Here is a 20,291-nt window from a genome sequence, read left to right as displayed (position 1 = left end):
ACCTTCGGCGCCACGTGACCGCACCCCCCGCGGTCGCCAGAGGAAAGAAGGTGGAGCGTGTCGATGTTTCGTGCGCTGTCCGACCGGTTGGTCGGCCTGGTCGTTCCCGAGGTGAAGGCGTCGGCCGTCTGGATCCCGCAGTACCGGTGCCTGCCCACCGGCTGCGGTGGCCGCGGCCAGGCTCAGCGGCGCCAGTGTCACGACGGCAGCGGGTACTGCACCCCGTGGACGAACGACGGGTGCGGCTGCTGACCGGTTGACCACCGGCGGGAGGCGCAATCCCCCCGACCGAGCCCCGGGACCGCGTCAGCTCGGCTGGCCCTGGTCGCGGGGCTCGGTGCGCCTCGCCGGGACTGGCGCGTCGAGATCGAGGACTGGAACGAGTACGAACAGTCGTGCCGCATCCGCTGGGTGAACGCGGACGAAGCCAGGCTCGCAAAAGTTCACGGCCGGAGATCGGGCCCGGGCACTCCGGCGTCGGACGAGCCCTGGCAGGATCACGGGGGGCCGCTGCTTTCCGCGCAGGCGTGCGGATCCTGGTGCCGCCCGGTCGTCGGGCCGGCCGGAGGTCACGGGAAGTTCGCTGACGGTGTCGGATCAGGTGTGGGCCGTTCGTAGCACATGTGAGGGCGGCCGGAGAAGCCGCCGGAACAAGGGAGTCACGAAGATGACGCGGTACCTGATCTCGTTCAATGACGGCGCGATGGACCACATCCCGGGCGACGAGATGCCCGATGTGGGCAAGGCCTCGCACGCGGTGATCCAGGAGGCCGTGGCCGCCGGCGTGTTCGTGTTCGGCGCTGGACTCGAGCGCCAGCGGGCGAGCGTCGTCGCCACGGACGGCTTCGTCTCCGACGGCCCGTACCCGGAGACCAAGGAGGTCATCGGCGGGTTCGTGGTCGTCGACGTGACCTCACACGAGGAGGCGCTGAGGTGGGCCGCCAAGATCGCTGACGCCTGCCGCTGTGCGCAGGAGGTCCGGGAGATCCTGCCCGATCCCGAGACAGACGCGATGCTCCGCCAGGCTGACAGGCGATCGGCCTGAACCGGAGAACGCGGGTGTCAGATGGCGGTGGCGATTCGCTCGGAGAACTCGACCAGGCGGTGGGAGAATGCCCATTCGTTGTCGTACCAGCCGAACACCTTGGCCTGGTTGCCAACGACCTCGGTCAACGGCGCGTCGAAGATCGACGAGTGGGGATTGCCGACGATGTCGGCCGAGACCAGCGGCGCCTCGGAGTACTGCAGGTAGCGCCGCAGCCGCGGGGAGGCGGCCGCCTCGCGGAACGCCCCGTTGACGTCCTCGACGCTGGCGCCTCGCCGAAGGACCACAGTGAGATCGGTGATCGAACCCACCGGGACGGGGACGCGCAGCGCCGCGCCGGTGAGGCGCCCGTCGAGTTCGGGGATGACCTTGCCGATCGCCTTCGCCGCACCCGACGACGTCGGGATGGTCGAGACGGCCGCCGCCCGGGCCCGCCGCAGGTCGGAGTGCGGGGCGTCGTGCAGTAACTGGTCGCCCGTGTAGGCGTGGACCGTCGTCATCAGGCCGGACTCGATGCCGAACGAGTCGTTGAGCACCTTCGCCAGCGGCGCGAGCGAGTTCGTGGTGCACGAGCCGTTGGAGAAGACGTCGTGGCTGTCCGGGTCGAGCGTGTCGTCGTTGACCCCGAGGACGAACGTGGGGACGTCACCCTTCGCCGGCGCCGAGATGACGACCTTCCGGGCGCCACCCTTGAGGTGGGCCGCCGCCGTGACGCCGTCGGTGAAGCGGCCGGTGGACTCGATGACGACATCGGCGCCGACGTCCCCCCAGGGGATTGTGGCCGGGTCCGGGTGCGCGAAGACCCTCGTCCGGGTGCCCTGAACGATGATCGCGTCGCCGTCGAAGGTGACGCCGTCGAGGTGACCGGAGATCGAGTCCCACTCGAGCAGGGTGGCCAGGGTCCGGGCGTCCGTGAGGTCGTTGACCGCGACCACCTCCACGTCGGCATCGTTCGCCAGGGCGGCCCGCAGGTAACTGCGCCCGATCCGGCCGAACCCATTGATTCCTATGCGTACCGTCATGGTGTTCACTTCCTCCGCTTGTTCGTGTCGTTCGGCGTGGCTGGCGCCGCCCCTCGGAGCAGGTCGAGGACGCCGGCGCGGGCGTCGTCGAACGGGCCTGGGTCCTGCTGCGCGATCGCGAGCACGTAGCCGCCCTGCAGGACGGCCATCAGCGTGTGGGCGAGACGCTCCGGATCGAGGTCGTCCCGCAGTTCCCCCGCGGCGACAGCCTCCCGCAGGACCTTCACCCAGCTGAGGTGGACCTGGGCGAACGCTCGGGCCACCGGCGCAAGCAACACCGGGTCCTCGCGGACCTGGGGGTCCTGGGTCATCCGGCCGACCTTGCAGCCTTTGAGGGCGTCCCGGGGACGCATCAGATAGGCCTCGATCCGCGCCATCGGGTCACCCGGACCGTCGAGCTCCGACGCGGCCGGCAGCAGATCGGCGACATTGCGCTCGAGAGCGGCGACCGCGAGGTCCCGCTTGGTCGGAAAGTGGTGGTACATGCTCCCCTGGCCCACGCCGGACCGGTCCCGCACGTCACGCGGGCTCGTGTCGGCGTAGCCGCGCTCCCACATGAGCTGGCTCATCGTCTCGACCAGCACCTGGCGTGAATCCATGTCGCCATTCTGTACATACCAGTAGGTACAACGCAACCTCGTTGCCACACGCCGCCACCCACCAACGCCGGTCACCCCTACCGGGTGGCCTCGTCACCGAAGGTCGCCGCCAGCGCTTCCTCGATCAAGTCGGGCAGATCGGTGTGCCCGTCGTCTCTCGCCCACCGCACCAGCGCGGTGTGCATGGCGGCCAGACAGGCGCTGGCCGCGGCCTCGGCACGGAACGCCGCGTCCGGATCGGCGGCCTCGTCCCCGAGGCCGTCCACGATGGCCCGTTGAAGCACGTAGTGGTTGTCGAGGTGCCTGGCGCGCAAGGCGGGAGTTGAGATCATCAGCCGCAGGCGGGCCAGCAGGAACCGGTCATCCCCGGCAGTCAGCGTCCGCGCCGACTCGACGAGCGCGCCGCCGATGCGGCGCACCAGGGGTTGCCCGGCGGGCGTGGCGGCAATCCGCTCGGCGACCAGCGGGCCATTCTGATCGACAAGCACGAGGTCCTCCTTCGTCGGGAAGTGCCGGTACACCGTCATCGGAGACACGCCGGCAGCCTCGGCGACGTCGTTCACGGTGGTGCCGTCGTACCCGCGCTCGACGAACAACCGCATTGCATGCGCCTGGATCATGCGCTGCGTTTCGGTCCGACGTTGCTCCCGCAGGGTTGAATGCCGCTCCATCATGTGATAGACACTACCGCACTGATAGTCACTAACATTTAGGGAGCAACTAACACCATGGATGATCTCATCGGTCGGACCGCCCTGGTGACCGGCGCCTCGCGTGGCATCGGACGGGCAACGGCGATCCGGCTGGCAGCACGGGGCGCCACGGTCATCGCGCATTTCGGCACGGACAAGGAGGGCGCCACAGCGACGGCCGACGAGATCGCGCGAGCCGGCGGTACGGCGTACACCGTCGGCGCGGAGCTGGGCCTGGACGGAGATATCGAGACGCTCTCGGCGGGGGTCGAGGCCACCCTGGCCGGGGAGCCGCTCGACATCCTCGTCAACAACGCGGCGGCACCACCCGCCGGGCCGCTCGGCGCCACGACGCGGGTTGCATTCGACCAGCTGTTCGCGGTAAACGTGCGAGCGCCGTACTTCATCATCGAGCGGATGCTGCCCCTGCTCCGCGACGGCGGCCGGATCATCACGATCTCGTCCGCGGCGACACGAATGGCCAACGCCACCCAGACGTCATTCGCCATGACCAAGGGCGCTGTCGAAACGATGACCCTGACCCTGGCCAACCAGCTCGGCGCCCGGGGCATCACGGTGAACGCGGTCGCGCCCGGCGCCACCCGGACCCCGACCAACGGGCCGATCTTCGAGACACCCGGCCTGACCGAGCTGATCACCGGGATGACGGCGCTTGATCGGCTGGGGACACCCGACGACATCGCCGACGTGGTCGCGTTCCTCGCCTCCGACGCCGCGCGCTGGATCACCGGACAGGTCATCGACGCGAGCGGCGGCCTGTTCCTCGGCCCGCGCATCTGAGCACCACAGGGCGCCCGCCATCTCCCGGCGGGCGCCGGCTCAGCGACCCATGACCTCCAGCGTGTCGCTTCCAGGAACGGACCCCGCCGCCGGCCGCCGTTCCGTTACGTCGCGTCCGCGGCCGGCGCTTGACTGATCTCGGTCAACCCCCCCGCCCGGGGCGAGACGTGACGTCGGACCCGTAGACGCGGAGTTCGGCCGGATCGAAGGATCTGACCGGCGTTCGCTCACCGATCAGCGGACGGTGGCGACGAGGCGTCGCAGGGCGGCGTGGGCTGGTGGACCCCAGGTGGTCTTGCCTCCGGGGCGGCCGTGGACGCCGGCGTCGCCTATCAGGATGCCGCCGAGGGCACGCGCCATCGCCCAACCGCGGGCACGGCGCACAGTGGCGACGTCCGGGGTCGGCTGGCAGGCCGCGAGGAAGAGGTCCGCCGTATCGTCCGGTAGCAGGAGCCACCCGGCGGCGAGGTCGTACGCCGGATCGCCCGCGCAGAGGTCACCGAAGTCTATGACCCCACACAGGGTGCCGGCCGCGGTGAGGACATTGGCCGGGTGCAGGTCACCGTGCAGCCACAGTGCCGGGCCGGTCCACTGTGGTGCGGAGACCGCGTCGTGCCAGACGGCGCGGACGGCGTCCGGGTCGCGGATCAGCCCTCGCTCGACCGCGGACGCGAGTCCATGGGCGAATCCCTGGGCGTGGTCGGCCAACGGCCCGCCGCGGTCCCGTCCCGCTGGCGCGCCGATGGGCGCGGGTTGGTGAAGAGCCGTCAGGAAGGCCGCCAACGATTCGGCCGCGACGGACGCCCGCGTGACGGGAGCCTGGTCTGCGGGTGTTCCTGGAACCCAGGTGGTGATCAGCCAAGGTCGGGGGAACCGCTCGGAGGGCTCGCCGAAACGCTGCGGCACTGGCACCGCAAGCGGAAGGCGGGGTGCCAGCGTGGGCACCCAGGAGTACTCGTTGCGTAGCAGCGCGTCCGCGGACCCGGTCGCCCAGGGAAGCCGGACGGCCAGGTCGTCACCGAGGCGCCACAGCTGGTTGTCCCAGCCACGGGCACCCCACCGCACGGCACGATCGGCGAGGTCTGGATGCTGGTCACGAACCAGGTCCCGAACCAGATCCGCGGTGATCTCGACCTCGACATGAGCCATCCGAGCCACAGTAGTCCCGCGACACTCGCGGGCTTCCCTGGTGCTGTGAGCTGTATTACCTCCTCGCGGACCGGGAATCAGCCCACCGGTTCCGGGTTTGCAGCCAGACATGACCGTCGCAGCACAACCTGACCCGCGATCAGCGCGTCCGGAGCAAGCCCGGTGACCGCCGACGCCATCATCGCGCCGCCGGCCGCGTCGATGCCGGGGGACCTGATGAGCCAACGGCAACGCCTGCGGCTCATCCTCGTCCTCGGCTCGCTTATCGCGGTGGGCCCGCTGACCATCGACATGTACCTGCCGGCGCTGCCAGCGATCGTCGACGACCTGGCCACCACTTCGGCGGCGGTCCAGTTGACCCTCACCGGCACGCTCGTCGGTCTCGCCCTGGGCCAGTTGCTGATCGGTCCGCTGTCGGACGCGGTCGGTCGGCGCAAGCCGCTCGTCGCGGGTGTCGTACTGCACATCATCGCCTCGGTGGGCTGCGCCCTCGCCCCGAACATCGGGGTACTCGGTGGGCTACGGCTCGCCCAGGGTCTGGGTGCGGCGGCGGCCGCCGTGATCGCCATGGCCGTGGTACGCGACCTCTTCAGCGGCGCGGCCTTCGCCAGGCTGCTCTCCCGACTGCTGCTCGTGATGGGCGCGGCCCCGATCCTCGCACCGACGCTCGGCAGCGAACTGTTGCGATGGACGCAATGGCGGGGCGTGTTCGCGGCACTTGCCGTCATCGGTGTACTGCTGATGCTGATCGCCATGCTCGGCCTGCCGGAGACACTGCCGGCCCCCCGACGCCAGCGCGGTGGTGTGTTGCCGACCGTGCGCCGCTACGGCTCCCTGCTGCGCGACCGTGCCTTCGTCGGGCTGGTGCTTGTCGCCGGGCTGTCCATGGCGGCGCTCTTCGCCTACGTCGGCGGCTCCTCGTTCGTCCTCCAGGGACAGTACGGACTCGACGAGCAGCAGTTCGGGCTCGCCTTCGGAGCCGGGGCGATCGGCCTGATCGCGGCGACCCAGGGCAACGTACGCCTGCTGCGCCGCTATCCCCCGCGGCAGATCCTGGTGACCGCCCTGCTCGTGGGGTCCATCGCAAGCTTGGTGCTGCTCGGCCTCGCCGCTACCGGGCTCGGCGGACTGCCGGCTCTGCTCGCGGCGCTGTGGGTGGCGCTCGCCTCGGCTGGCCTCGCGCTTCCGAACGCCCCCGCGCTTGCCCTGAGCCGGCACGGCGAGGCAGCCGGCACGGCCTCCGCACTGCTCGGCGCGGTGCAGTTCGGAATCGGCGCGCTGGCCGCACCGCTGGTGGGCGTGTTCGGCACCGGAGCGGCGCCGATGGCCCTGGTGCTCGCCGGTGGCATGGTGTCAGCACTGGTCGTGTTGCTGCTCGTGGTGCGACCCGGCCACCTCGCCGTCGTGGAGCCCGAACCGATGGTCGCCGCAGCCGTCTGACCAAGTCACCCCCTCACCCGCCGTCGTCCGATGCGAGACAGGACGCGGAAAGTCGGTGGGCGGAGGCTGTCGGTTTTCGGGCGGGTCATTCGTAGTCAGTGGCGACAGCGGCTCACCGTGCTCGGCGGTGAGCGGGCAGGCCTGTCCGCGATGCGTGGGCGAGCTGTCCACCCATGAGACGCGAAAGGACCTAATGTGACCGCGGAAACCGCGACAAAGGCCGGACGGGCGGCGTGGATCGGGCTGGCTGTGCTCGCTCTGCCGACCTTCGTCATTGCCGTCGACCTGTTCGTGCTCCTCCTGGCGCTTCCGGCCTTGGCCGCCGACCTCGGCGCCAACAGCGTGGAACAGCTGTGGGCCTCTGACATCTACGGGTTCCTGCTGGCCGGGTTTCTGGTCTCCATGGGCACACTCGGTGACCGCGTCGGTCGACGCAAGCTGTTGATGGTCGGTGGGGCCCTGTTCACCATCGGGTCGGTGCTGACGGCGTTCGCCCCGACCATCGAGCTGCTGCTCCTGGCCCGGGCCGCACTGGGCGTCGCCGGCGCCACCCTGATGCCCTCGACCATCGGCCTCATCGGCGGGCTGTTCCAGGACCCGAAGCAGCGGGCCACCGCGTTCGGAATCTGGGGTGGTGTCTACACCCTTGGCGCGAGCTGCGGGCCGGTCGTCGGCGGCATGCTACTGGAGTATTTCTGGTGGGGATCGGTGTTCCTGGTAGCCGTTCCGTTCTTGTTGGTCATGCTCGCGCTCGGGCCGAAGTACCTGCCCGAGTTCAGCAACCCGAACGCCGGCCGGATCGACTTCGCGAGCATCGCCCTGTCGTTGCTGGCACTGCTCCCGATCATCTACGGCCTCAAGGAGATGGTCCGCAGTGGCTCTGGAGTCGTGCCGCTGCTGTCGTTGATCATCGGCCTGGTGTTCGGGGTGCTTTTTGTTCGCCGCCAGAACCGGCTGGCCGAACCGCTGTTGGACCTGAAGCTGCTCAAGAACGGCGTGATCACCGCAACCCTGACCAACGCCCTTCTCTTCAGCGGAGTCGGCGGTGGACTGATGCTACTGATGTTGCTGTTCTTCCAACTCGTCGACGGCTTCGGCCCGCTACAGGCGGCCCTGCTGATGATCCCCGGCATGGTGGCCGGCGCGGTGGGCATGCAGGTCGCGCCGAAGCTCGCCGCCCGGTTCCGGCCCGGCAGGGTCATTGGCGTCGGCGTGCTCCTCGCCGGCCTGACGTACCTCATCCTGACCCAGGTGACGGTGGAGAATGGCACGTGGCTCCTGGTCACCGTGTTCGTGCTGGCGTCTCTCTTCGGCACCGCGTCCGTCGGCCTGGGCACCGGCCTGGTCGTCGGCAACGCGCCGCCGGAAAAGATGGGCTCCGCCGGCTCGCTCGCCCAGCTTTGCCTGGAGTTCGGCGGCACACTGGGCCTGGCGCTACTGGGGACCGTGGCCACCGCGGTCTACCGGGGCTCCGTCGATGTCCCCGCCGGCGTCTCGGGTAACCATGCCGCCGTCGCCGGCGACAGCCTCGCCGGGGCGGCGGCGACCGCGTCACAACTGCCTGCCGGCCTGGCAGACGAGTTGCTCGCCTCGGCCCACGCCGCCTTTGTCGACGGAATCCGGGTGCTGGCCTTCATCGGCCTCGCGCTGTACGTCCTGGGCGGGCTACTGGTAATTGCGAGGCTCAGGTCCGTTCCGGCCTTCGGTCAGCCCGCGCCGCCGCCCGAGGCCGACTCGGCGGCCCCGGTGAGGGCCGAGACTCCCGCCTGAGTCGCTGCCGGCCGGTTGGAGAAGTCCCGGCCCGGACGGTAGCCGCGCCGAACGGGCTGACGCCCCGGATCACCGATCGGACGCCGGCTCGGGTGGGGTGAGGGACCCGAGCGCGCCACATCGGCGCGGTGGACGCCGGGCTGGTGGGAGGTCGCCAGTCCCGGCGCCGCCGGCTCGGCCACCGCGTTCCCTGACGCGGTCGGAGTCGCGCCGCGGCGGGTGCGGTCCGAAGACGCCGTAGACTCCTGCCAGCTGACCGGCGGGCTACAGGTTGTTGATTCGGGCCAGTAGCTCTGCCTCGGTCAGGTTTTCCAGGGCCGCGTCCTGCTTGCGGTCCAGGACCGCGAGCAGCTTCTCCTTCTCCAGCTTCTTCGCCGCCGCCGCCTTCGCCGCCTTGTCCTCCGCGAGGCGGACGGCGATGACGTGCTTGACGACCTCCAGCTTGATCTCCAGGGTCACCTTGGCCGGATTGGCCTCGGTGGCCACGAACGATTCGGTGTCGACCGCCTGGAGCTCGGCGTTGACCGCCTTGGCCACATCATCGAGGCTGAAGCCGGACTTGGCGGTCAACGGAAGCTCCCACAGCTGTTCTGTGGTGAGTAGTCCCTTGGTCGACGGATAGCGGAACTTCTCCCGGGTGGCCTTTTCGAAAATGGTCATGATGGCCTCTCTGGATTATCGGAGGTACGGAATCAGAACTGGATGCTGATGAGGCGGCGCCGGCCGCCGGTCATGGTCACCTTGGCGATCACCGAGTTGCGGATCGTGGAGCTGAACCCGAGGCCGGAAAGCTGATCGGGGGACGGCTCGCACTTGGTGCGGTCGCCGAGAACCTCGAACACCTTGCGGTGCGCTTGCAGGTCACTGCGGAGGAACTCGTTGTAGATCCCCCGCGCCGGCTGGTCGTTCACACACCCCTTGAGGATGAAGAAGTAGTGCCGGTTGCCGATCTCGTTGTCGTCAAAATAGTTCGGCGAGTACATGATGGTGGACACCGGTACGAACTGTTCCGTGGTGATGCCCCACAACTCCTTGGCCGCGCTGTCCGGCTGCACGTCCTTACCCGGCCGGAAAGCGGTGATCACCCCGCCGGCAACCGTCATCCGGCCCACCTCGACGGTCTCCTTGTGGCCGACCGCCCGCTCGTGGCGGTAATTCTCGATCTTCCCGTTGCTCTCGGTCTCGATCACGAAGCCGACCTGGCTGCTGTCCCGCTTGCGGTACTGGTTCACCTCGATCCGGTACTCGCCATCAGGGACCCGGTCGGTCCAGGTGACGTTCTCCACCGGCTCCCGGGAGAGCGGCGCGCCCGCGTTCATGTCGACGTCCAGCTTGTTGCGCTTCTCCTGGTACCAGATGTGGTCGCCGTTGGGTTCGTACACATGCAGGTCCAGGTCATCGTGGTTGAACCAGGACAGGCTCACCCGCAGCCTGCCGGTGACGTTGCCGCCGGCCCGCTTGACCTTCTCCCTGATCGAGTCGGTGACGTTGCCGCCGTACGACCAGCCGAAATCGTTGTCCCACTTGAACAACCGCGGAGCAGCCGGATGCCGGCCGGTGGTGACGCTGACGAAGTGCGGCTCGTAGGAGTTGGCGACCCACAGGTCGATGGTGGCGGCGGCCGGCAGGACGTCCTTCATGAAGGAGACCACGGGAATCTCCTCAGGCTTCGCGTCACGAACGCCCGCACCTGCCGAATTCATGGTGGCCGCCTGCATGAGCAGCCCCTCGATGCCGTCCTTCATCCGCGGCTGGGTGTCGTTGTCGACCCACAGCACGTTGGTGACCGACACATCGGACAGCCGGGCGAACCGTCGCTGCAACGACTCCTCGATGCCCAACTCGGCAATGGTCTTCATGGCAGCCTTGACCATGGCCGGGGTAATCAGAGCCGTGGGGCGCTGGTAATTCTGCGGCGCCACCTTCGACTCGAACGACCGGACCGCCTGCTCCAGGTCGACGCCCGCGCAGAGATCCTGGACGAGGGTACCGATCACCGTGTTGCGGAACCGGGCCCCGGGGTTCATGGCGTTGGCGAAGACGAAGGCCCGTCGGTCGGCCGCCTGGGTCCACCGGTTCTGCAGCGACCGGAACTCGGTCACCGCCCGACGATGCTCCGCGCCGCGGTAGAGGGCGTTGTCGTCGATAAGGTCGACGACGGTGTCCAGAGCGTGCCGGGTCAACTCGGCCAGGCCCCGCTGGAAAACCTGCACCGCGGCGTCGAAGTTGCCCTGTGCCGCGCCGACGTCCTCGATGCGATGCCGCTGCTCCACCCGGCCGTGCAGGTGATGCCACACCTCGACCTGGCCGTCGCGCAGCGTTCGGGTGGTCTTCGTCCCGTACTGCGCCTGGGTGGACCGGAATATGGTGGACAACGGCAGCGAAAGAACGAACTCGTCCAGAGCGGCGGCGACGACGGAGAAGACCGGGTCGAAGGCCGACACCCCGGACCAGACGGTACGGACCCCGCCATCGTGGATCTCGACGACGTTGCCGAAGTGCTTGATGAACCGTCGGCAGGTCGAGCAGTCGTACTCGGATCGCTCACGGAACCGCAGATTGGTGCCGGCGGGGAAGGAATCGAGGAAGGTGAGCCAGAGTGAGTCCCGGTCGAGACCGTCCCCGACGACGTACAACTCGCCCTTGGACATCGCGGACAGACGCGAAGTCACATCCGCCACGAACTTCTGGAAGTCGCCCACCATCTCATCCCCCCTGGTCGCCGGAGATACTACGGAGCGAACGCCAATCGGAGAAACGCGTTCCCGGCCGTCCGCACGGTCACAGACGGGCGCCCGGTGGCCGGCGGTCAGTCGACCCGGAGCACGAACGCCGGGCTCACACCGAGGGACCGGGTGAACGCGCGCTCGGCGGCGATCATCACCCCAGTGCTCCCCACGTTCGCGGAAATGTCCGCCAGCAATCAGGCCTCTGCCGGTCAACACGGTAAGCATTGCGGTGAAGACCCGTGCCTCCGGGCCGTGCTCGACCAGCCGGCTACGGACAGATCGCCACCCGCACTGACCAGGTTTGCCGACCGGAGCGGCCACGTCGTCCAGCCTGACGCGGCGAGCTGCCTGGATACGGGTCAATCCTTCGCCGAGAAGGGCTAGGTGCGAAGCCGGGTAGCTAGGCGGGTGGGCTGGGTGTCAAGGGGTTTCGGGTTGAGGATGTCGATGGTGGGTTCGCCGGGTCGGTGACCACCAGTTCCTCGGCGAGCCCGATGCTCATACCGAGGGCCGCCAGCCGGGCTTGGGCGCCGTCGTGCAGGTCCCGTTCGACCCGGCGCAGCTCGGCCGCCTGCGCGTCGACCGTGTCCGCACGGCTGGCGGCGAGCCACTCCACCCGGCCACTGGGCAGCGCCACCCGGGTCGGGCTCAGCAACGCCCGGTCGAAGCGCGCGGTCAACTCGATCAGTTTCGGCGCCGCGGCGAGCCCAGCGGCCAGGATGATCAGCCCTTGCGGCACGATCAGCAGGACCGCGGCGCCGTCGCCGACCGGCCAGGTCGCGCCATAGCCGTACTGTCCGGTGATGCCGTGGCTGGTCTCGTCGCCCACCAAGCGCAGCAGGCCGGGCAGCAGCAAGACACCAGCCAGGCCGTACGCCGGAAGCAGGAACGCCAGACCGCCCAGCACCACGTTGACCACCGTGCCGGGGATCAGCCAGGTGAAGTCCCGCCAGGTCGCCGCGTCGGTCATCAGGTGCTTGCAGAGCCGCCAGGAACCGATCCGCGCACCGGCCGGAACGGGCGGGTACGGCTCCTCGATCAGCACGTCGTCTCGGTCCGCCATCCGGCGGGCCAGTCCGGCACGCTGGCGCACCAGTTTCGTCGTCAGCGGGAAGAGCACCAGCCCCAGGCCGAAGACCGGGATGAGGATGAGGGACAGGATGGTGAGTGCGAAGAGAATCGGATTGGCGACCGCGAGAATTGCTCTCAGAAGGCCCCGTGCCGCCATGCCGAATCGTGGCCCGATCGTCGGTGGTAATTGTTGCGATCGGTGGCGAAAATCGCTGTCAGTCACGAGTCCATCCTGTCCGGTCGGCCGGTGACCGTCGCTGGACCTAGCACCCCTCTTTGGGCGCGCAGCCAGGGACGGTTCGCTGCTCACGCTCTGCGGCCTGCCGGTTTCCGACACCCTTACGACCCCCTATTCCATGGAATAAGGGGGCCGCGCGCACGGGGTCATCCTCTCCTATCGGAACGTTGACCGAATGGGCTCAGTCGGCCGTCAGCGCTCCCAGCGGTGGCCGGTCACCGACTACCCGACGACCGGGCAGCAGCGTGGCCAGCAGGGCCAGTCCGATCGCACCAACCACCACGATCAGACCGATCCAGAGTGGACCAGACGGCATCGGACGGCCGAGCACCACGATGCTGAGCGGGAACAGGGTCGCGATCGATGCCAGCCCCCCGAGCAAGGTGCCGATGAAGGCGAGCACGCCCGCTTCCACGCACAGCGACTGCAGGGTCTGCCGGCGGGTCGCGCCCACCAGCCGCTGCATCCCGAGCTGCCGGCGGCGCTCGTTGGTGGAGGCGACCAAGCTGTTGACCACCGCGATCGCGGCGTACCCGGTGATCATGCCGACCAACAGGTAGTTGACCCAGGCCTCGGCCTGTCCCTGCGCGGTGAAGGTAGTCAGGCCGGACCGTCCACCGACGTCCAGCCCGGGCTGGACGCCGAGCCGGTCACGCAGGCTGGCCACCAGCTTGTCCGAGCCGATGCCGGAGTCGGCGCGTACCAGGATCTGTGGCACCGCGCCGGCGACGCTGTGGGTGGCGAGTAGCCCGGCGGGCAGGATCAACGTCTCGAACCCCTCGGGGGCAGGGTAGACCGCGACCACGGTCAGCCGTGCGGCGACGCCGTCCCCGAGTCGGACCGTGATGACGTCGCCGACCTGTCGGTGGAGACGGTCGGCCGTGCTGTGGGGGAGGGCGATCGTGTCGCCCCGCAGGTCGGCGAAGGAGCCGGCGACCGGTGTGGCGCCCGTGAGCTGCGTGACCTGACCGGCGGTGAAGCCCCGCATCGGCCACGGCGCCTCGGTGTGCGAACCGTCGACCGGGTCGTCGATCCACCCCGCGCTGGTGACGTACTCCGAGGCTGCCGCGACGCCGGGTGTGCCGGCTACCTGGTCGAGCAGGCCGGGCGGCAGCCCGCCGATCCGGGATGACACGATCACGTCGGCGCGCAGACTGTCGGCGAAGTTGCGGTGTTCGGCCTCGGCCAGCGTGGTCTGCGAGTAAAAGTTGGCCAGCGCCATCCCCACGGCCAGCATGATCGGCGTGACGACGGAGGCGAACTTGACCACGTTGTGGCGCAGCGTCCGCACCGCGAGATATCCGGGTAGCCCGAACGCCGACCGGACCGGGCCGTCGAGCAGGCGCAGCATCAGTCGGGTCAGTCCCGGCGCGAGCAGGGCGATCGAAATCGCCCAGCACATTACCGCGGGGCCGGAGGTGACCGCGGCCAGCGGCCCGGACATCACCGCCATCGTCACGATCATCAGCGCGCAGCCGCCCGCGAAAAACACCACCGCGACCAGGACGCGGGTTACGCTCAGCCAGCGACGCGAAGCGGCGGACTCGGCCGAGCGCGCCGCTGGGCTTGGTCCGGGACGGGCGCCAACTCGCGATGAACGCCGCGCCCACCGCCGTCAACACACCCACCGGCGGGCCGACCAGGTAGGCGAGGAAACCCTGGCGGAACTCCACCAGCGGGGACACCACGCCGGCCTGCCAGATCAGCTCGAACATGAGGGGTCCGAGCAGAGCGCCGGGAGCACAGCCGACGATGGCCGCCAGCACGCCCACGACCAGCGATTCGCCGAGGACCATGCGGCGGATCTGCCCCGGTGTGGTGCCGATCGACCGGAGCAGGGCGATCTCGCGCCTGCGCTGCTGGATGGAAAGGGCGAAGGTGCTCGACACCACCAGTACGGCCACGAAGATCGCCATACCGCCGAACACGCCGGCGATCGGGGCGAGCTGGCCGGCACCGGCCACCGCCTGGGGAAACTCGGCGGCGCCGCGGTCGTCGCCGGTCAGCACGGTCACCGCCTGACCGGCGAGTGCCCGCTCGACCCCGTCTCGGACCTCGTCGACGTCGGCACCGGGCGCGGTCAGCACCCCGATCGCCGACACGGAGCCCGCGTGCGGATCGAGGCGGTCGACGTCGGCCGGCGAAAAGAACAACGCCGACTGCGTGCTGTTCCGGTCCAGCTCGGCGATGCCGGTGAGCAGGTAGGCAGCCTCGACACCGCCCGCCGCGACGGTCACCCGGTCGCCCACATCAAGACCGGCCGTGTTGGCCGCCGCGCCGTCGAGCACCACCTCGCCGGCGCGGGCGGGCGGCTGCCCAGCCGTCAGGGTGTACGGCCCCAGGATCGCGGACTGCCAGTCGTGGCCCTGCGACTCCTCACCGGTCCGGACTGGCTCGCCGTCCACGACGACGGCCGCCGCGAAGGACGACTCGGGGACGGACTGGGCGACCCCGGGCACGCCGCGGATGACGCCGGCCAGGGCCGGATCGAGGTACCGCCGTTCGGGAAGACCCACCGAGTTGTGCACCTCGGTGTCGGCGGGGTCCTGGTTGGGCAGGTCGTGGCTCTGCTTACCAGTGACCACTATGGGTGCCGCGGCCAGCCGCTCGGGTGACACGATGGCGCGCACGCCCGTCTCCAGCAGCGCGCTGCACGCGATGATCAGGGCGACGCCGAAGCAGCTGGCCACAAACGTCGCGACGAAGCCGCTTCTCCGATTGCGCAGGGTCCGCAGGGCGAGGCCAAACATCAGTGAGCCACCCCTGTCGCCCTGCGCCGCGTCTCCCGAGTGCCGAGGTGCGTGACACACTCGACGATCTTCTCTGCGGTGGGGTGCCGCAACTCGGCCACGAACGCGCCGTCGCCGAGGAACAGTACGACGTCGGCGTACGAGGCGGCGACCGGGTCGTGGGTGACCATCACAATGGTCTGCCCGGTCCGCACTGACTCCCGCAACAGTTGCAGCACCTCGAGCGTGGTCTGGGTGTCGAGCGCGCCGGTTGGCTCGTCGGCGAAGATGACGGCCGGTGCGGTGACCAGGGCTCGGGCGATCGCGACCCGCTGCTGCTGACCGCCGGACAGCTCGCTGGGCAGGTGGTTGCGTCGCTCGGCCAGCCCGACCCGATCGATCATCTCGGCGATCCGGGCCCGGTCCGCTCGGCGGCCGGCGAGCCGGTACGGCAGGGCGATGTTCTCCTCCACGGTCAACGCGGGAAGCAGGTTGAAGGCCTGGAACACGAAGCCGACCCGATCGCGGCGCAGCTTCGTCAGTTCGGTCTCGCTCATCCCACTCAGATCGAGCCCGTCGATCTCCACGGTGCCCGAGGTGGGGGTGTCCAGACCCGCGGCGCACTGCAGAAATGTGCTCTTGCCGGAGCCGGACGGGCCCATGATGGCGGTGAAGGTGCCCCTGCGGAGGCCGATCGAGACGCCGCGCAGGGCGGCGACCTGGTTGTCGCCTTTGCCGTGCACCCGGTGGACGTCATGCAGGCGAACTGCGGCGATGACCGGATCGGCCGGCGTGTCGGCGTTGGTCGATGTGCTGTCGATGTTGCCTGTCCTCATCGTCTCGGTCCCCGTTGTCGATTTCGTCACGGATGCCGACGGGAGTTCTCCCGTCCGGCAGACGTCCGAGGCCTTGTGAAGGGCGCCGGCGTGACGCCGTAACGCGATCCATATGGCGGTGGCGTCGCCCCGCCCTGGCGAACCGCGTGCCACGATCGGCTGTATCTACGACGCTATGGCAGGTGAACTCGCCGTGAAATCGACCTAGAACCACCGCCATAGTGGTGTTGTCCCCACCCCGGCGGGCCTGCCGCGCAGCGAGGCGACCGCGGTGGGGCGCGGTGGGCCCGCTGGGCCCGGTCACGAGCGTCCGGTTAGCGTTTTGTCCTCCGGGTGCCGGGCAATGTTGGCGGTCTCCCAAGGTCGACAACCCGGGCGCATTGGGCCCATGGAGGACGGCCGCCACCGCCCGGAAGTGTGCGGGTCAGGATCACCACAGCTCGTCAAGCTCGGCGACGAGCTTGCGGAACAGTCGAGCATCGCGGGCGGGTAGTGCATGAACACCACGTCCGGGACGGCGCGAACCTGTACCGGGTCGGTGCAACAGCCCCAGCAGTCGCAGCCCTCGTACCAGGACCAGGACCGTGCAGCTGCGTGCGAGGTAGGCGACGTAGCGGCAGCAACCGCAGCGAGACGGCCATCATGCGGCGCCCTGGCTGTCGGAATCGGCGGCGTAGTCGACCGGGGTGCTGTCGAGCAGATCGCGGCTAATCGCTTCAGCGCCAGTGTCGATCACAGTGAGCGCGGCGGCCAGGACCAGGTGCGACAGGCTGCCGATCATCCCGTCGGTGCGCTTGTGCAGGTAGCGGTCGAGGCGGGTCAGGGAGCCGGGTTCGTGACGGTGCAGTCGCAGCGCGGCCTCCAGCGTCGCGATCAGGCTTTCCACTCGGCCTGATAAGGAACCTGCAGTCCAACCACGTCATCCGGACGGCGGCGGATCGAATGTCAAGTTCAGCGAGCTGTGGTAGGCGGCGGAGCCGCGCTGGGTTCGCGGCTGATCGGCCGGCTCGACGTCGCCCGTCCAGACCTTGACGGCTCGATAGGCGAAACCATCCTGGCTCGCCACCTCGGCGCGGAACGAAACGTGCTGCCCACGGGCCAACTCGCGGTATCCATCCATCGCGTAGCAGAGAAGTGGACCCAGCACCCGCCCGGCACATCCGGGCCGTCGATGACACCCCAACCTTCGTCGGCGTCGAAGGTACGCACTGAACCAACACTCATCATCGGCCCAGTCTGCCCCACACCCGTTGACGTGGCCTGCCAACTCCCCTGTCCGCATCTGGCCGCAGGTCGGGCGCGGATGTCATTGGTGAAGTCATCGGACGCCGCTGATCCGGCTGGCGTCGGTGGCGGTGGCCCGGCGGCGTCGTGGATGGTGGACGCGTGAAGCCCGTGCTTGTACTCCTGCACAGCCTGTTGCTGGAGCCTCTGACCTGGGCTCCGCTGGCGGCCAAGCTGAGGGCACTGGGCGTGGCTACGGTGGTGCCGTCGATGGTTCACGTGACCGATGTCGACGACCCGCCGTTCTGGCCATGGATCGGTGCTGTGGTCAACGACGGCCTCTCCCACCTATTGCAGGGCAGGCCGATCGTGCTGGTTGCCCAGCATGGCAGGCTTATGCCGCATGAACGATGAATTCGCGAAAGACAACCTGCACGGGAGACTGCGGCGGGACCGCAAGGCGCTGCTCTGGAAGCTCGACGGCTTGTCCGAATACGACGCCCGCCGACCTTTGACAGCGACCGGAACCAACCTCATCGGCCTGGTCAAGCACGTGGCCACCGTCGAGGCTCGGTACTTCGGCGAGGTTTTCGACCGCCCTTCCCCGGAACCGCTGCCTCGGTGGCAGGACTCCAACGGCAGCGATCTGTGGGCGGCTGAGGACGAGACCCGCGATCAGATCATCGCGTTCTACCGGCGCACGTGGGAACACTCGGACGCGACGATCAACGAGCTTCCCCTCGACGCCCCTGGCCACGTGCCATGGTGGCCGGAGCCTTATGCCGACACGAACCTGTTCGCCATCATGGTCCACGTCCTCGGTGAATCCATCCGGCATGCCGGGCACGCCGATATCCTGCGCGAGGGTCTCGACGGCCGGACCGGGTTGCGCGCCGAACACGAGAAGCAAATCGACGAGGAAGCCCGTGCAGCCTACTGCGCGAAGATCGAGCAGGCCGCCAGGTCGGCCGCACCAATCAAGGCTTAGTTGAGACATGGCCCGCGCCGTTCGCAGCGACGAGGCGCCCGGGGCCCGTATCGAGGTTCGGCGGCTGGCTCAGTAGTACGAGGACGCCCGCACTCATCTGGCGAGTGGTGCGGTCTGGCCGACCGACCGGATAGCCGATGAGCGACCAGCGTGCTGCCGAGGCGGTCCAGGTGTGGGCCTGAGGTCACGCCGCCGCGATCGGATACCCAATCGCGGCAATGTCCTCGTGCAGCCCGGCAACGGTTACTTCCGCGTTCAAAGCCTGCACAACGACGTCAGTGAGCGGACGGTGCGCGACGACGTGCTCGACGACCGTCGGGTCCACCTCGATCTCGTAGTAGTCCTCGGCGAACGTGACGTACCGGTCGACGATGTCGTCGAGCAGGATCTCGAGCAGCCCAGAGCCGTCCGGTGCGTTGTCGTCGTACGGTCCGCGAAGCGGGGGGAACGTGATGCCTTCGCCGGCATGCCAGCGGTCGTCACCGGAGAGCCGCCACAGTACAGCGGTGGCGACGAACTGGCCCTCCTCGTCGCCGAACGCTGGTTCCTCGATCTGCGGACGGAACACCGCCGGGATACCGTCGAGCAGTCCGGGCCACAGCTCGTGGTCCGGATCGCGATAGGGCGTCATCGCCGACTCGTGGTCGAATGCGCGGATGAATGCGCCGTCGGCGGTGAACACAACCGTCCACTCGCCGCCGCCGTTGTTCATCAGTGCCGCCTCGTCGTCGCCCCACGCGCGGGTGTAGGCGTAGTAGGGCTCGCCACCGTCGACGATGCACTCCAGCGTCGCGAGTGCCTTGCAGCGCCCCCGCAGCACGTCGATGGAGGGCAGTTTGGCGGCGATGGCGTACACGGTCACCCGGTGAACCTATGCCCAACAGCACCGGCACCGACCTTCAGTCCGTCGACGAGACCTCGGTGACAATGCACGCTCATGCCGTGTAGTGCGTGGTGAGTTCGGCGCTGCCGGCAGGCTATAGATCGAAGAGGGCTTCGCGCTGTGGTGGGTCGAGGACGTTACGAAGATCGTTAACGGTTCGACGCCATGCCGGGTCGTTCTCCCAGGCGTCGGCGAGCCAGGACGGCGGTGTGACCAAGCGGTCGAGGGCGACGATCGCCAGCTGCCTGAGATAGCCCGGGAACTGCGGCATGGAGGTGGACGGACCGAAGGTGGAGCAGAGAGGCTCGCCTGAAGGACACTGTGCGGCGACCAGAGCCGCTGCTGCCACCGCCCGGGGCGCGTCACCGGCATCGAGGTCTTCGGCGAGACCAGTGGCTGCCACCCGTTCCAGCACCGCACCGACCATCTCGATGCGCCCCTGCGCCGTCGTCTCGTCCAACGCACCGGCAAAGTCCGCAGCGTCGTCGTTGCCGAACGCGCTTGAATCCCAGAACCCCACCGCGGTCGCCTCCCGCATGTCGCAAGCGACGATGCCATAGGGCACACCGGATGAGAGGGCTCGGGGCAGGAAGCACCCAGCCCACCCGCTCCTGCCTTGTCGTACACCGTTAAGGAGGACCACTCCCGAACCAGGGAAGCGCTCACAGCGCCCCATCGCCCATGGTCACAGCCAAGGAAGCTCTCTAGGAGCCCCGTGCTGCACTCTTCCAGGAGGGCTCGCCGGTCCGTGGGCGGTCCGGCCCGTTCCGGTAGGCGCTCTCGCCGGGTTGGAGATCGAGTACGTCGAGCAGCATGGGATCGTGTTCCACGGCATGGTGTAGGTGGCTGAGCTTGCCCGTGGCGGGGTTGGCGTCGCTCGCGCCGATGAGCTGCCAGAAACTGTCGTTGGCGTCGTGACTCACGTACAGAATCGGCTCTGTCCGTTCGAAGACCTCGCCGGTCTGGACACTGGTGGTGCCCGGCAGCCAGTGATTCATCCACCACGCGCGCCGGTCGCCTTCCATGACGCGGTCCACCACCCACCAGATGAACGGCAGGTCCGGATGCGCGCGGG

Annotated in this window: 21 protein-coding genes and 1 pseudogene; 7 read left to right on the top strand and 15 right to left on the bottom strand. The window is 68.8% G+C overall.

Annotated features, from left to right (window positions below):
* Positions 1-57: 57 nt before the first annotated feature.
* The gene (locus ACFQUZ_RS04610; RefSeq protein ID WP_377437907.1) at positions 58-252 is read left to right on the top strand and encodes a hypothetical protein; all 195 of its coding nucleotides are present in this window, start codon (positions 58-60) and stop codon (positions 250-252) included.
* 415 nt (positions 253-667) lie between these two features.
* On the top strand, positions 668-1,045 hold the full coding sequence (locus ACFQUZ_RS04605) for a YciI family protein (protein ID WP_377437905.1): 378 nt from the start codon (positions 668-670) through the stop codon (positions 1,043-1,045).
* 17 nt (positions 1,046-1,062) lie between these two features.
* Here ACFQUZ_RS04605 and gap read toward each other — a convergent pair whose 3' ends face one another.
* From gap to ACFQUZ_RS04590, 3 genes are all read right to left on the bottom strand, one after another.
* A complete protein-coding gene (gap, locus tag ACFQUZ_RS04600) occupies positions 1,063-2,067 on the bottom strand; it encodes a type I glyceraldehyde-3-phosphate dehydrogenase (protein WP_377437903.1) in 1,005 nt (334 codons plus the stop codon).
* 5 nt (positions 2,068-2,072) lie between these two features.
* Positions 2,073-2,666: a TetR/AcrR family transcriptional regulator gene (locus ACFQUZ_RS04595; RefSeq protein WP_377437900.1), complete on the bottom strand. Its 594-nt coding sequence runs from the start codon at positions 2,664-2,666 to the stop codon at positions 2,073-2,075.
* A gap of 77 nt (positions 2,667-2,743) precedes the next feature.
* Positions 2,744-3,340: a TetR/AcrR family transcriptional regulator gene (locus tag ACFQUZ_RS04590; protein ID WP_377437898.1), complete on the bottom strand. Its 597-nt coding sequence runs from the start codon at positions 3,338-3,340 to the stop codon at positions 2,744-2,746.
* A gap of 54 nt (positions 3,341-3,394) precedes the next feature.
* On the opposite strand from ACFQUZ_RS04590, the gene ACFQUZ_RS04585 reads away from it, so the two are divergent.
* Entirely contained in the window at positions 3,395-4,159 is a 765-nt protein-coding gene (locus tag ACFQUZ_RS04585; RefSeq protein ID WP_377437896.1) for an SDR family NAD(P)-dependent oxidoreductase, read from the top strand.
* Positions 4,160-4,393: 234 nt separating this feature from the next.
* On the opposite strand, the gene ACFQUZ_RS04580 is transcribed toward ACFQUZ_RS04585, so the two are convergent.
* The gene (locus ACFQUZ_RS04580) at positions 4,394-5,308 is read right to left on the bottom strand and encodes an aminoglycoside phosphotransferase family protein (protein ID WP_377437893.1); all 915 of its coding nucleotides are present in this window, start codon (positions 5,306-5,308) and stop codon (positions 4,394-4,396) included.
* Between the two features lie 216 nt (positions 5,309-5,524).
* Here ACFQUZ_RS04580 and ACFQUZ_RS04575 point away from each other — a divergent pair, with 216 nt between their 5' ends.
* Together ACFQUZ_RS04575 and ACFQUZ_RS04570 are read left to right on the top strand one after the other, a co-directional pair.
* Positions 5,525-6,748: a multidrug effflux MFS transporter gene (locus ACFQUZ_RS04575; RefSeq protein WP_377438156.1), complete on the top strand. Its 1,224-nt coding sequence runs from the start codon at positions 5,525-5,527 to the stop codon at positions 6,746-6,748.
* A gap of 195 nt (positions 6,749-6,943) precedes the next feature.
* Positions 6,944-8,518, top strand: a complete 1,575-nt coding sequence (locus ACFQUZ_RS04570; RefSeq protein WP_377437890.1) for an MFS transporter — start codon at positions 6,944-6,946, stop codon at positions 8,516-8,518.
* A gap of 264 nt (positions 8,519-8,782) precedes the next feature.
* Here the strand turns inward: ACFQUZ_RS04570 and ACFQUZ_RS04565 are convergent, their stop codons facing one another.
* The 8 genes and pseudogenes from ACFQUZ_RS04565 to ACFQUZ_RS04530 form a co-directional block, all read right to left on the bottom strand.
* On the bottom strand, positions 8,783-9,178 hold the full coding sequence (locus ACFQUZ_RS04565) for a hypothetical protein (RefSeq protein ID WP_377437888.1): 396 nt from the start codon (positions 9,176-9,178) through the stop codon (positions 8,783-8,785).
* Between the two features lie 32 nt (positions 9,179-9,210).
* The gene (locus ACFQUZ_RS04560; RefSeq protein WP_377438152.1) at positions 9,211-11,220 is read right to left on the bottom strand and encodes a hypothetical protein; all 2,010 of its coding nucleotides are present in this window, start codon (positions 11,218-11,220) and stop codon (positions 9,211-9,213) included.
* 427 nt (positions 11,221-11,647) lie between these two features.
* Positions 11,648-12,475, bottom strand: a complete 828-nt coding sequence (locus ACFQUZ_RS04555) for a sensor domain-containing protein (protein WP_377437886.1) — start codon at positions 12,473-12,475, stop codon at positions 11,648-11,650.
* A 262-nt stretch (positions 12,476-12,737) separates the two neighbouring features.
* Positions 12,738-14,009 carry an ABC transporter permease gene (locus tag ACFQUZ_RS04550; protein WP_377437883.1) on the bottom strand — a complete coding sequence of 424 codons (1,272 nt, stop codon included), beginning with the start codon at positions 14,007-14,009 and terminating at the stop codon, positions 12,738-12,740.
* A 169-nt stretch (positions 14,010-14,178) separates the two neighbouring features.
* Positions 14,179-14,472 (bottom strand): annotated as a pseudogene (locus tag ACFQUZ_RS04545) (ABC transporter permease); the annotation flags it as partial.
* Positions 14,473-15,305: 833 nt separating this feature from the next.
* The gene (locus ACFQUZ_RS04540) at positions 15,306-16,121 is read right to left on the bottom strand and encodes an ABC transporter ATP-binding protein (RefSeq protein ID WP_377437881.1); all 816 of its coding nucleotides are present in this window, start codon (positions 16,119-16,121) and stop codon (positions 15,306-15,308) included.
* Positions 16,122-16,761: 640 nt separating this feature from the next.
* Positions 16,762-17,007, bottom strand: coding sequence for a hypothetical protein (locus tag ACFQUZ_RS04535; RefSeq protein ID WP_377437879.1), 246 nt, complete (start codon positions 17,005-17,007; stop codon positions 16,762-16,764).
* A 33-nt stretch (positions 17,008-17,040) separates the two neighbouring features.
* The gene (locus ACFQUZ_RS04530) at positions 17,041-17,268 is read right to left on the bottom strand and encodes a hypothetical protein (RefSeq protein WP_377437877.1); all 228 of its coding nucleotides are present in this window, start codon (positions 17,266-17,268) and stop codon (positions 17,041-17,043) included.
* Positions 17,269-17,507: 239 nt separating this feature from the next.
* On the opposite strand from ACFQUZ_RS04530, the gene ACFQUZ_RS04525 reads away from it, so the two are divergent.
* Complete coding sequence (locus ACFQUZ_RS04525; protein ID WP_377437874.1) at positions 17,508-17,759, top strand: hypothetical protein; 252 nt, start codon at positions 17,508-17,510, stop codon at positions 17,757-17,759.
* Positions 17,749-18,333 (top strand): DinB family protein, encoded by a 585-nt coding sequence (locus ACFQUZ_RS04520; RefSeq protein ID WP_377437872.1) that lies wholly within the window; start codon positions 17,749-17,751, stop codon positions 18,331-18,333. The genes ACFQUZ_RS04525 and ACFQUZ_RS04520 overlap by 11 nt, the downstream gene beginning before the upstream one ends.
* Positions 18,334-18,517: 184 nt before the next feature.
* On the opposite strand, the gene ACFQUZ_RS04515 is transcribed toward ACFQUZ_RS04520, so the two are convergent.
* The 3 genes from ACFQUZ_RS04515 to ACFQUZ_RS04505 all read right to left on the bottom strand — a co-directional run bounded on the left by ACFQUZ_RS04515 (position 18,518) and on the right by ACFQUZ_RS04505 (position 20,241).
* Complete coding sequence (locus ACFQUZ_RS04515) at positions 18,518-19,195, bottom strand: hypothetical protein (RefSeq protein ID WP_377437870.1); 678 nt, start codon at positions 19,193-19,195, stop codon at positions 18,518-18,520.
* A gap of 115 nt (positions 19,196-19,310) precedes the next feature.
* Positions 19,311-19,754: a DUF4259 domain-containing protein gene (locus ACFQUZ_RS04510; protein WP_377437868.1), complete on the bottom strand. Its 444-nt coding sequence runs from the start codon at positions 19,752-19,754 to the stop codon at positions 19,311-19,313.
* Between the two features lie 166 nt (positions 19,755-19,920).
* A complete protein-coding gene (locus ACFQUZ_RS04505) occupies positions 19,921-20,241 on the bottom strand; it encodes a hypothetical protein (RefSeq protein ID WP_377437866.1) in 321 nt (106 codons plus the stop codon).
* Positions 20,242-20,291: the final 50 nt, after the last annotated feature.

The sequence above is a fragment of the Plantactinospora sp. GCM10030261 genome (genome assembly GCF_042666615.1).
In the GTDB taxonomy this organism is placed as follows: Bacteria; Actinomycetota; Actinomycetes; order Mycobacteriales; family Micromonosporaceae; genus KBS50.
Note: the sequence above shows the minus strand (reverse complement) of the source record. Positions and strands in the feature narration are given on the sequence as shown.

Coding starts and splice junctions, on each gene's coding strand:
- ACFQUZ_RS04565 (WP_377437888.1), bottom strand. CDS start 9,178: ATGACCATTTTCGAAAAGGCCACCCGGGAGAAGTTCCGCTATCCGTCG.
- ACFQUZ_RS04510 (WP_377437868.1), bottom strand. CDS start 19,754: ATGCGGGAGGCGACCGCGGTGGGGTTCTGGGATTCAAGCGCGTTCGGC.
- ACFQUZ_RS04605 (WP_377437905.1), top strand. CDS start 668: ATGACGCGGTACCTGATCTCGTTCAATGACGGCGCGATGGACCACATC.
- gap (WP_377437903.1), bottom strand. CDS start 2,067: ATGACGGTACGCATAGGAATCAATGGGTTCGGCCGGATCGGGCGCAGT.
- ACFQUZ_RS04540 (WP_377437881.1), bottom strand. CDS start 16,121: ATGAGGACAGGCAACATCGACAGCACATCGACCAACGCCGACACGCCG.
- ACFQUZ_RS04520 (WP_377437872.1), top strand. CDS start 17,749: ATGAACGATGAATTCGCGAAAGACAACCTGCACGGGAGACTGCGGCGG.
- ACFQUZ_RS04595 (WP_377437900.1), bottom strand. CDS start 2,666: ATGGATTCACGCCAGGTGCTGGTCGAGACGATGAGCCAGCTCATGTGG.
- ACFQUZ_RS04590 (WP_377437898.1), bottom strand. CDS start 3,340: ATGATGGAGCGGCATTCAACCCTGCGGGAGCAACGTCGGACCGAAACG.
- ACFQUZ_RS04555 (WP_377437886.1), bottom strand. CDS start 12,475: ATGGCGGCACGGGGCCTTCTGAGAGCAATTCTCGCGGTCGCCAATCCG.
- ACFQUZ_RS04580 (WP_377437893.1), bottom strand. CDS start 5,308: ATGGCTCATGTCGAGGTCGAGATCACCGCGGATCTGGTTCGGGACCTG.
- ACFQUZ_RS04585 (WP_377437896.1), top strand. CDS start 3,395: ATGGATGATCTCATCGGTCGGACCGCCCTGGTGACCGGCGCCTCGCGT.
- ACFQUZ_RS04550 (WP_377437883.1), bottom strand. CDS start 14,009: ATGGCGGTGATGTCCGGGCCGCTGGCCGCGGTCACCTCCGGCCCCGCG.
- ACFQUZ_RS04575 (WP_377438156.1), top strand. CDS start 5,525: ATGAGCCAACGGCAACGCCTGCGGCTCATCCTCGTCCTCGGCTCGCTT.
- ACFQUZ_RS04505 (WP_377437866.1), bottom strand. CDS start 20,241: ATGGAAGGCGACCGGCGCGCGTGGTGGATGAATCACTGGCTGCCGGGC.